This is a genomic window from Streptantibioticus ferralitis, assembly GCF_029223525.1.
Taxonomy (GTDB): Bacteria; Actinomycetota; Actinomycetes; order Streptomycetales; family Streptomycetaceae; genus Streptantibioticus_A; species Streptantibioticus_A ferralitis.
Genome location: NZ_JARHTQ010000025.1, coordinates 14,374 through 27,451, shown reverse-complemented (window position 1 = coordinate 27,451; position 13,078 = coordinate 14,374). Strand labels below are relative to the sequence as shown.

The window sequence follows — 13,078 nt, the reverse complement described above, 5'->3', positions numbered from 1 at the left end:
CAAGACGTCATCCCTGGAAGGTTGGAGGACTCGCGCTGTGAACAGTGACGACGTTGTACTCCGTCGTGCGGACGACGCCGACGCGCTCCCCGCGGCCGACGTATGGCTGCGTTCCTTCACCGCCGCGCTGCCATCGGTGCGGTGTGCGCACGACGATGCCGAAGTGCGGAACTGGTTCTCACACGTACTCGTGCCGCAGTACGAGACCTGGGTGGCGGTCACCGAAAACAGCGTGGTGGGGCTCTTGGTACTCAACGGCGAGGAGCTGAAGCAGCTCTACCTCGATCCAACATGGCGCGGGCGGGGGCTGGGCGATCGGTTCATCTCCCTGGCCAAGCAGCGCCAGCCAGACGGGCTGGCGCTGTGGACGTTCCAGATCAACAAAGCGGCACAACGGTTCTACGAACGGCACGGCTTCATAGCAGTCGAGCGAACAGACGGGCTGCGCAACGAGGAGCGAGAGCCAGACGTCCGCTACGTCTGGCAGCCCCAGAAGTAACACCGGGTGAGGAGAGCGGTCAGACCCGGGGGTGAGCGGTCCGCCGCCCGCTTTACCCGAGCGATCTGCCACGGCGGCCAGGGCCAGGTCCGGCACGTTGACGGTGAAGGCGGTCACCCCGAGTTCGGGCGACGACCGCCTTCACCGTCTGTCATCAGGTCGGCCTTCGTTCACGCGCCGATCCCGGAGGCGATGTTGTTGCGCTGTACGTCCTCGACGAACGACGCGAAGGCGCTGGCTGTGAAGCTGAGCATCGGACCATGGGGATCTGTGGAGTCACGTACACAGACCCAAGCGCCGGCCATGGCCACCTCTACACACTCGTTGTTGGCGGCGCTGTGAGTGCTCTTGAACCAGTTCGCGCTCGCGAGCTGGTCAGCGGACGGTCGGGTCATCAGTACTCCTTGCGTACGTCGGCCAGCAGTTGCTCCGAGGCTGAAACATTGAGGGCCTGAGAGCGCAGGTAGGCGAACGTGACCTTATATGACCGCAGGTCATCGGGGTGATCGAGGTAGAGGCCGCGCCGGTGCATCTCGATGTAGGCGACCGCCATGCTGTTGAGCGGGTGCCGCTCGTCATCTCTGCCGAGGAGTACGAAGTGCCCGCCGCTGCCTGCGGCGTGTGCGCCGACGGTGAACGGGAGCACTTGTAGGTCGATGTTGGGCTGCCGTGCCATGTGGCGTAGGTGATCGAGCTGATCCGCCATCACCGCGGTGTTGCCGACGACTCGTCGCAGTACCGCTTCGTCGAGCACTACCCACAGGTGCAGCGGCGGTTGGCGTTTGAGGATGTCCTGCCGTTGCATGCGGGCGTTCACCTTGCGCTCGATCTCCTCCGCGGGGATGCGGACTTCCTGCGCCTGGTGGGTGGCGAGGGCGTAGGCAGGGGTCTGGAGGAGGCCCGGCACGATTGTGTTCGCGTAAACGTGCTCGTAATCCGCCTCCTGTTCGAAGCTGACGAGCGGGTCCATCCACTCGGGCACTGCCGAGTTGCCCACCCACCAGCCTTCGTCGGGCGCTTGGGCGATCTTGACGAGGAGGGCAATCTCCTCGGGCTTTCCGCCGCAGGCCTCGGCGATGTTCTTCACGGTCGACCAGCGGATCTGGGCACGGTCCTGCCAGCCTTCGTATCGGGCAACCGTGGACTTGCTGAACCCTGAGCGGTCGGCGACCTGTGCCAGCGTCAGACCAGCCCGATTTCGCAGCGACTGTAGACCGCGAGCGATCTGCATCCGCCCCGCAGCACCCGCGAATCCCGAGGTCACGGAGACCAGCCCTCCCATGCGCACGGTCACCAGACCAGCCGGTGACGGACCAACACGGTGAGCGTACGCGGCACTTGCTCACCCCATGCCCGTCCAGCCCTTAGTCACTCTGCTGGTTGGAATCCCTCCGTTCGGCTTCCAGCTGTTGGAATCCAATGGCATTCTGTGACCGTAAGGCACCCCATGCAATTGCATGATCACTTTGCGTGGTCCAGGGGTCCGGGACGGCGTCCGAGGAGCGGCTCCTATGGCCGTACACACTTCCGCTGATCTGCGTGTTGGACAGGCGAGCGTGATGATGCCGCAAGAGGCAGTGAAGTGGGCAACCGCTCCGGGGTTGGCGGTTGGAGACGTTCTGCACGCCTGGCACTCCGACCACCTAGTTGATGTCCCGATCGGCCCCACGTTCGACGTCCTGCGGGTGATCGCTCCCGTCGGCTGGGCCGCGCTGGCCATCATGCGCGCCGAGGGGCATCACTTCGGGCCGGTGGTCGAGGTCCTCTCCCACCCGATGCTGGAGGTGGTCATCCCACCTGCTGCGGCGGCCGATTGGCCGCTGATAGATCACACCGTGTGCGTGGCCGTAAACCAGGGACGTCTACGGTGCCCACCCCCCACGATCACGGCGCGCAGCATCCCGGTTGACGAGCGGGTGTGGGCCTTTGCCCCCAGCGCCATCGCATACACCGACGCCGAAGCCCTACACGAAGCGGTAGCCACTGCCCGGGACCGCTACCGCCGCAGGCACGTCCCGGACGATCCGGATGAGGAGCGAGAGCGCTACCACGGCGCCCGCCGCCTGACGCTTGCCTCCCAATAACCCCCACCGCCAAGGAGTCGCCGCGCCATGCCCTCCACACGCACAGCGCACGCCGGGGAGCCCTATCCGATCCCCGCAGACCTCGCCTCCCGCGCCATTGCGCGCCGCATCTGCCGCGGCCGCCGCCGGGTCTTTGACCTGGACGGCTCCAGCCTCGCCACGCCCAAGCGTGCCCGAGTTGTGGTGCGCACAGTACTGAACGACTGGCAGGTAACCACAGCGACGGCTGACGACATCGTCACGATTGCCAGCGAGTTGACGACGAACACCGTGACCCACGCCCCCAGTCCGCGAATCGCCGTAGTGGTGTCGCATCAGCGGTATGCGGTCACGATCGCCGTCATCGGTCCCGCCGCGCCACAGACTCTACGAGCGGTCGTGCCGGGGGCTGAGGCTGAATGCGGGCGCGGCCTCGCCGTCGTGGCCGGGTGCGCCGACGGGTGGGGCTACCGCGCCTACGGCACGCAGCGTGCGCTGGTCTGGGCGAGGGTCAACCTCCCGCGCTCGGCTACTCAAGGCAGCAACGGTCGCAGCAGGCGGCGACCGGCTGACGGGCCCGGCGGGGGCGCGGCATGAGGACGCTGACGCTATGGCAGTCCTACGCATGGTCACCGGGGATTTGCTGGCGCTGCGGTCAGGTGGCCTACGTCACGGTATGCGGGTCCAGCCACTCGTTTTGGACGGGCACTATGGCCCTGGTCGAGGCGTGCGGACCGTGCATCCTCTACCTGGACCGGGTCCACACCGCCCGCGCGCACTGGCAGCGCCAAGGAGCGACGCCCACGACGCCGGAAGAGCTGACGTCGTACTACGTCCCGGTGGCTCCGTCGCCCGAGTACGCCGACCGGTTGCGTGAGTGGGCCGCGTCGCTCATGCGCCAACTCGACGCCGACACCGTGGCCGCACTGGTCTACGGCGTGCGCGGCCAAGTCATTATCCCGGATGCCCAGATGATTCCGCCGCTGGTGTAGCCCACCGCCCATGAACGCCCCGCACGCCCAGAGCACTCTTCCTGGCCGAGCGGTGGCACGGTCCCGCCGAACGCTGTCTCCAGCTCATCGACCATGCGCCCGATCGTAGTCACTGGAGCCTCATCGCACCGGACGCTCAACGCAAGTGGACTGCGGCTTCGTCGCACCGCGCTGCGCGGCCTTCAGCCCCTCGACCCCGGCGAACTTCAGACGGATGGGCCCGTCAACGTGCGCCTGGCACGGACCCATCCGTCCGGCCTTCCGTCCTGCCGGTAGGCGTGGTCACCGTAAGCCGGACGGACAGGCGCATGCCATCTGGGGCAGGCATCAGGGGGACCGGGGTGCGGCCCTGACGGGGCGGCCGCGTTCTTTGATGTCGCTCGTGCCTGGCGGTCTCAGTGCACTGGTTGCCAGTTGGTGCCGCTGTGTTGCAGGCGGATGGTGGCGGGTTGGTCAGTGAGGGGCTGTCCGGCCGGGTCGGTTCCGGCCCACACGAGGTGAACGGTCACCTGGCCGCTGCCGCTGGCGCGGGCGATCGCGGCCTGGATCCGTACGGCGTGATACACGAACCCGCTCCTGACGCCGTGAAAGTAGGTCGGCCACTGGCCGCGCCCGATGCCGGTGATTTGGGCGAGCCAGACCTGGTCGCCGAGTGCCACCAATTGCTGGGCTTGGCGCGGTGGAAGGTTGGGGTGGGAGGAGGCATCCAGGACCTGCTGGAGGGCGTGGTCGCCGGCCGGTCCGTCGCCCGCAGCGACCACCGCGGGCGGCGTCGCTGTCGTACTCGGCGCCAAGGTGAACATCATGGATGGCGCGCCGTCACCGGCGGGCCTGGCGTTGCCGGGAGTTGGTGAGGTTGTCGGCTGCGCAGCCGAAAGGGTAGACCGTGCTGGCGAGCGCGGCGGGCGGGCGCTGGTGATGTGCCCCGCCTCGATGAGGATGAACAGGCCGGCGACGGCCAGCAGGCTCGAGGCGGCGAGGAGCCCGAGGCTGATCAGGATGCGGTTCATACGAGCCGGGCACCTCCCGCGAAGCTGGAACCCATCGCGGTGATCGGGTCGATCTTGACGGGTGTGTCCGGGCGGGCCGCATTGATCATTTGTCCGTTCCCCAGATAAATGCCGACGTGGAAGATCGTGCCGTCGCTGCCGGGCAGGGTCGCGAAGAACACCAGGTCGCCTGGCTGGAGTGCGCCGATGCCAGCGGAGGCGGGGATGCGTTGGCCGACGGCGGCCTGCTCGGCAGCGGTGCGTGGCAGCATGATCCCGGCCTGGGCGTAGGCGTATTGGGTCAGGCCGGAGCAGTCGAAGCCGCGGATGCCTTCGCCGGAGTGGCCGCCGGGGGAGCAGCAGGAGCCGGTGGTGGGGCCGCTTGGTCCGCCGCCGCCCCAGGAGTAGGGGACGCCCTGTTGGGAGAGCGCGGCGGCGATCGCGGTCTGTGCTGCTGCCGAGCCGGCGACCGGCGCGGCGGCGAAGTGGGCGGCCGTCTGTTCGATGCTGTGTACGTAGTCCTGTGTTTGGGGGAACGGGGGGACGCCTTGGGCTGCCAGGACGGCGCCGGGGCCGGCGTTGTAGGCGGCGAGCATGTTCGCGGTCGGATCCCCGGGCACGCGCGCGACCTGCTGAGCGAGCGTGCAGTCGTAGACCGCGGCGCTGGGGATGGCATCGGCTGGGTCCCAGATGTTGGCGACTCCGTCGCCGTTGGCGTCCATGCCGTAGGTGGCCCACGTGCTCGGCAGGAACTGTGCGATCCCCTCCGCGCCCGCGTCACTGCGCGCGGTCGGGTTCCACCCGGATTCCTGCTGCAGTTGGGCGGCAAGGATCGCAGGGGTGAGCGCCGCACAGCGATGGCCCCATTGCTGTACGAGCCCGGCGTATGCGGGTGGCACCGCACCGGGAGTGAGCATCTGCGAGGTGTTCATCGCGCTGGTGCTGTTGTCCTGCTGGCCGGAAGAGACCGAGGCGATCGCCGCGACGGTCGCGGTGATGGCGAAGGCCACCATCACCAGGCCCGAACACATCAAGCCCAGCAGCGTCTTGCGGCTCACGACCTGCGCCTTGGGCCGCCTGCGCCGCCGCGGCCCCGACCGCCTCGGTTACCGGCAGAACGCGGCGGCGGGGTGGGCGGGTTGAAGGTGGTGGGCGGTGGCTGGTAGCGGCGGGCGCGCACCCGGTGCAGCCGTTGCTGGAGTTCGGCTTGGCGGCCGGTGGCCGTGGCGTGGCTGGGGGGACGCGGTGCCGCGAGCCGGACCCGTGTCCGTCCGCCGGGTTGCGGCCGCAGCCCGGAGGGGCGCGCGGCCGGTCCCGCCGGCCGGGTGCGCCGCGCCTGAGCTGGGGCGGCCGGTGCGGGGGCTGGATTGGCGCCGCGCAGGCGTCGGGTGATCCAGCGGCCGCCGACGCCGGTCCAGTACTCGTTTGCGAAGTCCCGTGCTGGCGGGGCGTATCGGGCTTGTACCTCTTCGAGGCGCTCGCGCAGCTGAGTGACTTTCCCGGCGGCGGTGGTGGGCATGGCGCGCGCTGCGGCCTGCGCGGCGCGCGCCGCGCGCGGCCCGTACACCGGCAGTCCGACGGAGTACTTCAGGCCGAACCTGCCGGCCTTGACCCCGGCTTTGGCGACGCCGCCGGCGGTGCGGCCGCCGAAGCGGGCGAGGCCGCCGAGGCGGGAGGTGAGCGCGCGGAATGCGGCGCGCTTGCCGGTCGAGCTGCCGGCGGCGAAGCCGGCCGCGCCACCGCTGGCGGCGAGCGCGCCGATCACCAGGCCGGCGCGGGCGATGCGCCCGAGTCGGCTTCGCCGGTCGGAGGTGGGGATGGTGGCGGGGCCGCCACCGAGCGGGCTGGTGCCGAGCCGGTTGCGCACCCGTTGCGCGACGGTATGGGAGCGGCGTACCAGGCGCTTGCGCTTGACGAGCGCGACCAGGCACAGCACGTCGATCAGGACGAACCGGCTGATCAACGCGCTGCCGCCGGTGGGTGTGGTGCCGGCGGCTTGCGCCGCCGACTGCAGGGCGCTGGCGGGTAGGGCGACGACGGCGTTGACGACGACGATGAAGACCGCCAGGCCGGCGATGGAGGCGACCATCATCGAAAGGGCCCGGCCGATCGAGCAGGCGCGCTCCCACAGCCACGCGCGCCCCGGTCCGGGCAGCACCCCGTAGGCCAGGGCGCACCGCGCGATCATCGCCTCGAGAGCGACCGTGCCTTGTGCATACAGGAAGGTGCAGGTCGCGGCGATGACGAAGAGGCAGACCAGGACGGTGGCCAGGAAGCAGAAGAACGCGCCGATGACCTTGTCGAGCGAGGGCGGGGTGGCTGCGGCGTGGCAGTCCTTTGCGAACTGCTGGTCGGGGTCGCTGGTGCCGAAGGTGGACTGAGCCCACCCGAAGATCGCTTTGCTCAGCGCCTTGTCGAGACTTTGCCCGCCCGGGACCCCGTACAGCGGGTTGGTGATCGGGTTGTTCGCGAGGTCGCCTGACATCTGGTTCTTCGCGGCGGAGATCTGCTGCTGGTAGACGGCCTCGGAGATGCGGGTGGAGGCGTATTCATCGGCGCACCGGCCGGTGAAGGTCTGCCCGTAGTTGAGCAGCATCGACGGATCGACGACGAAGGTTTGGGTGAGCGCGTCGGTGATGGGCTGTGCGACGGCGGAGGTTGCCTGGTCAGTGCCGCCGGCGGGGTCGCTGTGGCCGAGGATGACGTCGGCGACGGCGACGCTGAACTGCTGGGCGTAGCCGACCGCGCCGCCCGTGGTGCCATTGCCCAGCAGCAGTTGGGAGGGCGCGGCCAAGGTGGTGACTGACAGGGCGGAGATCAGGAGGGAGGCGGCCAGTTCGCCCCAGCCGCGGGAGCGGTTGCCGAAGAAGAAATGCCAGGCCGCGGTGACACCGGCGAAGGTGAGGAACAGCCCCGGCAGGCCCATGGCGAGCATGAGCTGGCTGTAGAGGGAGTCGGAGACCGACAGCACCGGTTTGATCAGCAGTTTGGCCAGCGAGAAGGACAGCGCCCAGGTCAGCAGCCAGCAGGCGAGCGCGACGCACCACTGGGCGGCCAGGAAGAACCCGTTGGCGCCGAGATGGTAGAGCTTCAGATCCCAGTCGGTGACACCGCCGGTGTCCTCGTTGATGGTGTAGGCGCTGATGGGGATGTGGTGGGCGTCGGTGACACCGAACGTGCCCAGCACACCGCCGGGATTGGACTTCTGGTAAGCCGCCAGCGCCTTTTGCCAGTTGACTTGCTGCTGCTTCTTCGAGGGGGACTTCGATGCCCCGGCCGCCGGAGTGGCGGACGTCGACGGCGCTGCGGTGGGCAGTGGCGAGGGGGCCAGCGACGGCGTCGTCGCGGGCGCTGGCCCCGTCGATGCGGCGCCAGGCGTCGGCGTGGGGCCCGGGGTGGGCGTGGGGGCCGGGGCGGCGGTGGCGGGCGCGGCTGCCCAGAGCATGACCGCGCAGGCTGCGAGGATCAGCGCCCACCAGGCGGCGCGGCGCGCGGGCAGCGGTATCCGGACGCGCCGGGACGCGGCGCGAGGTGGTTTCCGGGTCATGAGGCGGGCACGGGGTCGGAGTGGATGGCCGCGGCGACCTTCTCGTCCGGCGGGATGATGACCTGCATGCCGCCGGTGCGTCCGTACAGGTCGCGGTGGAGGCACTGGCCGGCCCGCAGCTTTTGCTCTTCGGGGTCCTCACTGACTGGGGAGAGCTCGGTTTGGACGGTGGTGAGCAACTCCTCGCTGGCGGGCAGGCCCATGACGGCCAGGCCGCGCCGCGCGAGTTCGGCGTCGGTTTGGCGGAAGAGGAACCACCGTTTGATCAGGCCGCGTACCACCTGGCCCATCTCGGTGTCGGACGGGCCGATGTCCTCGCCGTCGTGGGAGCCCACCAGCACGCCGGCGTCGTGTTTGCGGCCGTCGCGCAGCAGTTCCAGCAGCAGCTTGAGGCCCTCGGGCGAGGAGGTCAGCCACCAGCACTCGTCCCACACGGCGAGGGTGAACTCCGGCGGCAGATGAGGGTTGGCCGCACGCTGCGGGTTGAAGGCGATCTGCCGGCTGATGGCCCCCACCAGATACAGCACGGCGCGGCCGAAGACCTTCTCGTATTCCAGCCGGTCCCATCGGGCGCCGGTCAGTTCTTCTTTGGTGGGCAGTTCCAAATTGGCGACGGAGAAGACGATGACATCGGCACTGGCCATGTCGAGGATCGGCAGCGCGGGGTCGAACAGGGTCTTGGCGAGGTCCTTGGCGCGGTGCGAGGCGAGCTTGCGCGCGAGCAGGCCGCAGGTGGCGTCGACGCGGCCGCGGGCGTCCAACTCGTCATGCAGGGCGTTCATCGAGGCGCCCGGCCGGGCGAGGACGGCCGCAATCGCCTCGGACAAGGCGATGCCCTCCTCGCTCATCGGCGCCACACCGAGCAGCAAGGTCAAGAACGACTCGGTGAACCGGGCGGCTTGCTTGGGATCAGCGTGGAAGACCCGCAGCGGGTCGAGGGAGACCTTCGCCGCGGTGCCGACGGTGATGACCTGCTGGGTGCCAGGGCAGGCGTGGGCGAAGCGCACCCATTCCTGCTGCGGGGTGCGGTCGACGATGACGGCACGCGAACGCGAGCCGGGCCGCCCCAGCAGGTGGCCGGAGGCCAAGGTCAGGTAGGTGGCGGACTTCATCGCGGTGCTCTTGCCGCTGCCGAGCTCGCCCAGGAACGCCGCCGCCGCAGAAGCCTTCTGCTTCCTCGGCGCGGCGGCGAAGTCCACATGCACCGGCCGCAACCCCCCACCGCACAGCTGCAACCCGAACAGCGGGCCACTCTCGTCACCGAGGGCGGAGGTGGAATACGGGCCGGTCATCGCGAAGTCGCGGGCGAGGGTGTGCTGCCGGTAGGACAGCAGCACGCTCGGGGTGCGGGCGCCGGGCAACATCCCGTACCACAGCGCCTCCTGCTCGCCGAGGGTGCGGGTGAGCGCGTAGTCGCTGCCGGAGTAGTTCTGCGCGAGCTGATCCGCCCGCGCGACTGCTTCGTCGGGTGTGGCGCCCCACACGCACATGGCCGCCATCACGCACACCTCGACCTCGGTGGAGTTCGCGGTCAACCGGGTGCGGTACTCGCGCAGGTCCTCGCTGTCCTGCTCGAGTGAGTCCGGCACGCCGGCCGGGTCGGCGCCGTACTCCTCCGGCTGCGACGCCAACTCCCGGGCTGCCCGGCGACTTTTCGCCTCGGCCACACGGCCAGCGGTCGTCGTCAGCCGCACCACCCAGTCGACCGGGAAGGCGTGCTCATCGAGCGAGGCGAGCAGCTCCGCGCCGGGCCACGCAAACGCGCGCGGCATCTCCGACAGCCCCAAGAGCGCCTGATAGGAGTCCCCCCACTGGGTCGAGACCTTCAACCAGCGCCGAGAAAACCGCGTAGGCGCCTCCTGCCGCCGGGCACTGCCCCGCACACCACTGGGCGCTCCGCCCTCGTCGGCGTCGGCCAGGGCGCCTTCGGCGAGGATCACCTCGCCGAGCGCGGCAACATTCCTGCCGCGCCCCAACACCTCGCGCGCCGCGCGGGGATCGGGCAGCAACGGCTCGAGCACACCGCGGCGGGCGGCGTGCCCGTAGATCCACAAGATCTCCGCTTCCCGGGCGGGGCGCAGCCGCAGCCCCATCGGCCACTTCGCCCGCAGCCGCGTGGCCTCCTCCAGCCGCGCGACTTCTTCACTGGCCGGGATGGGTGCCGGCAGTAGCCCGAGGGCCAGTGTCAGGTCGGCCCGTGCCGCCGAGACCGCCGAGCGCACCGCATCGAGGCGGCGGCCGGTCGACAGCGGGATGGCGAGCCAGTCGGTACGGCCGGTCAGCTCCAGGCCCTCGAGCTGGTCGAGCACCCGCAGCGACAGCTCCACGTAGCGCTCGGAGCCGGGATGCTCCAGGTCCACCCCGCAGGTCATCCGCTTCACGACCGTGGCCGGGTCGATCTGCGGGCACAAGCTCAGCAGCATCGCTTCCCCGGGCACCGCCTTGACCAGCGCCTCGATCGTGGCCAGCCGGCGCTTCTTCGCGGTGAGCGAAGCGTGTGCGGAGCCGGAGCCCTCGACCTTCCAGATCCCCCAACAGGTGCCGTGAACGGTCCAGATGACGTTGCCGGCGACGTGCCGGATCGGAAGCCGCATCAGTTCTCCCCCTTCGGTGCTGCCGTCAGCTGCGCGCGCCGCCGGTTCAACAAGGTCTGCACACCGCCCCGCCCCGCCGCAGGCTGCCCGGTGTCAGCTGCGGGGATCGGCGCTGTCGCCATCGGCGACCAGGCCGCCGTCGTCGACGGCGACGTCGGCCTGGTCGCCGATGGCAGCGGCGTGGTGGGCTCGCCGACAGGGCAGCAGCCGATCGTGACGAGGCCCTCCAGCCGCGTGGGTCGCAACCGCTTGACCGGCCTGCCGTGCAGCCGCCCCCGTTCAGGCGCGGTCAGCAGCAGGACGGCACTCGCCGCGGCCAGCAGCGGATTGCGCCCTTGCACCTGGACGGTGCGCACCGCAAACCCCAAAGCGACCGGCACACCGACCAGCAGCACCAGGTCGACCAGCCACCCGAACGGGTCGGCCACATACATCACGACTGCCAGCAGCGCGAAGCTGCCGACCATGACGCCCAGTTGCGTGTTCGTGTACGGGCCGAACGGCAGGTACCCGCCGCCGGGCCACTGGCCGGTCACCTTCGTGCGGCGCCGCGCCTTGGTATAGGTGCGGCCCACCCACTCCGGCGCATCGGCCGCCGCCGCGCCGGGCACGGTGGTGCTCACGGCAGCCGGTCCACGCGCTCATGGGTGATGACGATCGCGCTGGACGGGTGCTGGACGTCCTGGCCGATCTGGTCCCGAAACCACGCCATGTTCGCCACCACGACCCACAACAGGGCCGCCCCGACCGCTGCCCAGAAGGCTTTGGTCACTGATCGGGTGGTGGCGTAGGTGCCCAACACCACCATCGAGGTGATCACGAGCATCACGGTGTTCAGCAGCAGGTCGTTGATCTGATTGCCCAGGGTCCTGGTGTCGCTGATGATTCCGGCCATCACGACCAGGTGCGCCGCGTGCATCACTGTTGTGCTCCTGACGTTGTGGCGGGCCCGTTGCCGGCGAGCCGCGGGGCCGACTGCAGTTGGTCGACCTCCCATCGCCCGGCCCGGGCCCGCAGTTCGATCGCGTAGGTCAGCGGGCGGGCGACCCCGCTGGTGTCACTCGCCTCGACGTCGACGAGCACCTGGCGGCGTGTACCGTCCGCAGGCACCGCCGTACTCGACGAACCGTCCTGGCCGCCGCCGACCTGGGCGATGTCGGTGACGCTCACCGACGCATACGGCGCGGGCGAGATGGGGGAGATGACGGTGCCGGGCGACAGGTCCCGGGTCAGATCCCCGTTCCCGGTCAGATACGCGGACAGGAACTCGCTCACCGTGGCGGTCGCAGGATCAGACGAGGTCGCGGGCTTCGACTGCCCATACGCCAACGTCGGCGCCGCACCCCCGCCGGGAGCGGACACCGCGGCCGGCAGCGCCGCCGCCACGAACCCCTTGCCCGCGCTGCGCACCGGAACCTGGAAGTACCGCAGCTGCGACGGCCCGCCCGAATCCTTGCCCAAGTCGGCGACCTGGACGGCGACCGTCACCGCCCAGTACCCCGCCCCCACCTGTTGGACGTGCACCGCATCGGTGGCCACCGCATGCTGCGCTCCCGGCGTGCCGGACAGCCTCAGCTGCGCCGCCGCCGGGTAGTAGGCGGCCAGCTGCTGCTCGCCACCCTGCCCCGCCGCGACGTAGGCGTCGACGTACAAGTCCGCCCACCCGGCCGGCCCGACCTGATCGCCTGGGGCAGCCACCGGGCGCTGTGCCGCAGTGCCTTGCTCGACCGCGTGGGCCGGCGCCATAGCCTGCGACAGCAGCGCGGCCCCACCCAGAAACGGGCCGGAGAACAGCAGCAGCCACGCGAACCTGCGAGCCAGCCCCGCCGCCTGCGCCACCGCCCCGGTCGACGCACCCACGCGCCACACGCCGACGTCCCACTCATCGGCGGCACACGCCGCCTCCACCTGCTCCCACTGCTCCTGGTCTGACCGGCGCTTGCCCCACCTCATGCTTGCCCCCCGAAGGAGTCACCACGCGGGTCGATGACCGTCAACCGCCCGCCCTCGCGGAGCACCCCCGCTATAGCGGACTTGAGCGCCACGGACTTGCCGCGACCAACACGCCCGACGAAGGGCTCAGTTACCGGCACCTGATCCCCGGCACCGGACGCCAACACCTCGGCAATCCGCGCCCGCAACACCTTCTCTGGCTGGGCACACAGCCGCGCCCACGCCTCGACAGCCGCCGGCGCCTCCTGCAGGTAGGAGCGCAACGCATCCACCGTTGCCGCAGCGAACGGATCGCTCACCAACGCGACCGCCAACATCCCCGCACGCCGCCGCGCCGCAACCAGCAACCTCTCCGACTCGCTGAACTCTTCTCCACCGCCCAACCGCTGACCTGCACTCACCGCAGACCCCCTCCACGTCCCACGGCCCGCACCTCGGGCC

14 protein-coding genes are annotated in these 13,078 nt (G+C 70.0%); 4 read left to right on the top strand and 10 right to left on the bottom strand.

Going from position 1 to position 13,078, the window contains the following annotated elements; translation table 11 throughout:
• The first annotated feature begins 37 nt into the window (after positions 1-37).
• Positions 38-499, top strand: a complete 462-nt coding sequence (locus P2L57_RS29390) for a GNAT family N-acetyltransferase (protein WP_275819539.1) — start codon at positions 38-40, stop codon at positions 497-499.
• Between the two features lie 170 nt (positions 500-669).
• On the opposite strand, the gene P2L57_RS29385 is transcribed toward P2L57_RS29390, so the two are convergent.
• Both P2L57_RS29385 and P2L57_RS29380 read right to left on the bottom strand, forming a co-directional pair.
• Complete coding sequence (locus P2L57_RS29385) at positions 670-894, bottom strand: DUF397 domain-containing protein (RefSeq protein WP_275819537.1); 225 nt, start codon at positions 892-894, stop codon at positions 670-672.
• Positions 894-1,793, bottom strand: a complete 900-nt coding sequence (locus P2L57_RS29380) for a helix-turn-helix domain-containing protein (RefSeq protein WP_275819535.1) — start codon at positions 1,791-1,793, stop codon at positions 894-896. The genes P2L57_RS29385 and P2L57_RS29380 overlap by 1 nt, the downstream gene beginning before the upstream one ends.
• Positions 1,794-2,010: 217 nt before the next feature.
• Between P2L57_RS29380 and P2L57_RS29375 the strand changes: the two genes are divergently transcribed.
• From P2L57_RS29375 to P2L57_RS29365, 3 genes are all read left to right on the top strand, one after another.
• Entirely contained in the window at positions 2,011-2,583 is a 573-nt protein-coding gene (locus P2L57_RS29375; RefSeq protein WP_275819533.1) for a hypothetical protein, read from the top strand.
• Between the two features lie 27 nt (positions 2,584-2,610).
• Positions 2,611-3,159: an ATP-binding protein gene (locus P2L57_RS29370; protein ID WP_275819531.1), complete on the top strand. Its 549-nt coding sequence runs from the start codon at positions 2,611-2,613 to the stop codon at positions 3,157-3,159.
• Positions 3,160-3,272: 113 nt separating this feature from the next.
• The gene (locus P2L57_RS29365; RefSeq protein WP_275819529.1) at positions 3,273-3,554 is read left to right on the top strand and encodes a hypothetical protein; all 282 of its coding nucleotides are present in this window, start codon (positions 3,273-3,275) and stop codon (positions 3,552-3,554) included.
• A 395-nt stretch (positions 3,555-3,949) separates the two neighbouring features.
• Here P2L57_RS29365 and P2L57_RS29360 read toward each other — a convergent pair whose 3' ends face one another.
• Genes P2L57_RS29360 through P2L57_RS29325 form a run of 8 tightly spaced genes read right to left on the bottom strand, consistent with a single transcriptional unit; the run spans position 3,950 to position 13,038 of the window.
• Positions 3,950-4,564 carry a hypothetical protein gene (locus P2L57_RS29360; RefSeq protein WP_275819527.1) on the bottom strand — a complete coding sequence of 205 codons (615 nt, stop codon included), beginning with the start codon at positions 4,562-4,564 and terminating at the stop codon, positions 3,950-3,952.
• On the bottom strand, positions 4,561-5,601 hold the full coding sequence (locus P2L57_RS29355; protein ID WP_275819524.1) for a bifunctional lytic transglycosylase/C40 family peptidase: 1,041 nt from the start codon (positions 5,599-5,601) through the stop codon (positions 4,561-4,563). The genes P2L57_RS29360 and P2L57_RS29355 overlap by 4 nt, the downstream gene beginning before the upstream one ends.
• Complete coding sequence (locus P2L57_RS29350) at positions 5,598-8,090, bottom strand: hypothetical protein (protein ID WP_275819522.1); 2,493 nt, start codon at positions 8,088-8,090, stop codon at positions 5,598-5,600. The genes P2L57_RS29355 and P2L57_RS29350 overlap by 4 nt, the downstream gene beginning before the upstream one ends.
• Positions 8,087-10,684 carry an ATP-binding protein gene (locus P2L57_RS29345; protein ID WP_275819520.1) on the bottom strand — a complete coding sequence of 866 codons (2,598 nt, stop codon included), beginning with the start codon at positions 10,682-10,684 and terminating at the stop codon, positions 8,087-8,089. Before P2L57_RS29345 ends, P2L57_RS29350 begins: the two co-directional genes overlap by 4 nt.
• A complete protein-coding gene (locus P2L57_RS29340) occupies positions 10,684-11,307 on the bottom strand; it encodes a hypothetical protein (RefSeq protein WP_275819518.1) in 624 nt (207 codons plus the stop codon). Before P2L57_RS29340 ends, P2L57_RS29345 begins: the two co-directional genes overlap by 1 nt.
• Positions 11,304-11,603 (bottom strand): hypothetical protein, encoded by a 300-nt coding sequence (locus tag P2L57_RS29335; protein WP_275819516.1) that lies wholly within the window; start codon positions 11,601-11,603, stop codon positions 11,304-11,306. The genes P2L57_RS29340 and P2L57_RS29335 overlap by 4 nt, the downstream gene beginning before the upstream one ends.
• Complete coding sequence (locus P2L57_RS29330; RefSeq protein WP_275819514.1) at positions 11,603-12,637, bottom strand: conjugal transfer protein; 1,035 nt, start codon at positions 12,635-12,637, stop codon at positions 11,603-11,605. Before P2L57_RS29330 ends, P2L57_RS29335 begins: the two co-directional genes overlap by 1 nt.
• Positions 12,634-13,038: a hypothetical protein gene (locus tag P2L57_RS29325; protein WP_275819512.1), complete on the bottom strand. Its 405-nt coding sequence runs from the start codon at positions 13,036-13,038 to the stop codon at positions 12,634-12,636. Before P2L57_RS29325 ends, P2L57_RS29330 begins: the two co-directional genes overlap by 4 nt.
• Positions 13,039-13,078 lie beyond the last annotated feature (40 nt).

Excerpts from the sequence above, each read along its gene's own strand:
- P2L57_RS29385 (WP_275819537.1), bottom strand. The coding sequence starts at position 894 with ATGACCCGACCGTCCGCTGACCAGCTCGCGAGCGCGAACTGGTTCAAG.
- P2L57_RS29375 (WP_275819533.1), top strand. The coding sequence starts at position 2,011 with ATGGCCGTACACACTTCCGCTGATCTGCGTGTTGGACAGGCGAGCGTG.
- P2L57_RS29370 (WP_275819531.1), top strand. The coding sequence starts at position 2,611 with ATGCCCTCCACACGCACAGCGCACGCCGGGGAGCCCTATCCGATCCCC.
- P2L57_RS29365 (WP_275819529.1), top strand. The coding sequence starts at position 3,273 with ATGGCCCTGGTCGAGGCGTGCGGACCGTGCATCCTCTACCTGGACCGG.
- P2L57_RS29360 (WP_275819527.1), bottom strand. The coding sequence starts at position 4,564 with ATGAACCGCATCCTGATCAGCCTCGGGCTCCTCGCCGCCTCGAGCCTG.
- P2L57_RS29350 (WP_275819522.1), bottom strand. The coding sequence starts at position 8,090 with ATGACCCGGAAACCACCTCGCGCCGCGTCCCGGCGCGTCCGGATACCG.
- P2L57_RS29345 (WP_275819520.1), bottom strand. The coding sequence starts at position 10,684 with ATGCGGCTTCCGATCCGGCACGTCGCCGGCAACGTCATCTGGACCGTT.
- P2L57_RS29335 (WP_275819516.1), bottom strand. The coding sequence starts at position 11,603 with ATGCACGCGGCGCACCTGGTCGTGATGGCCGGAATCATCAGCGACACC.
- P2L57_RS29330 (WP_275819514.1), bottom strand. The coding sequence starts at position 12,637 with ATGAGGTGGGGCAAGCGCCGGTCAGACCAGGAGCAGTGGGAGCAGGTG.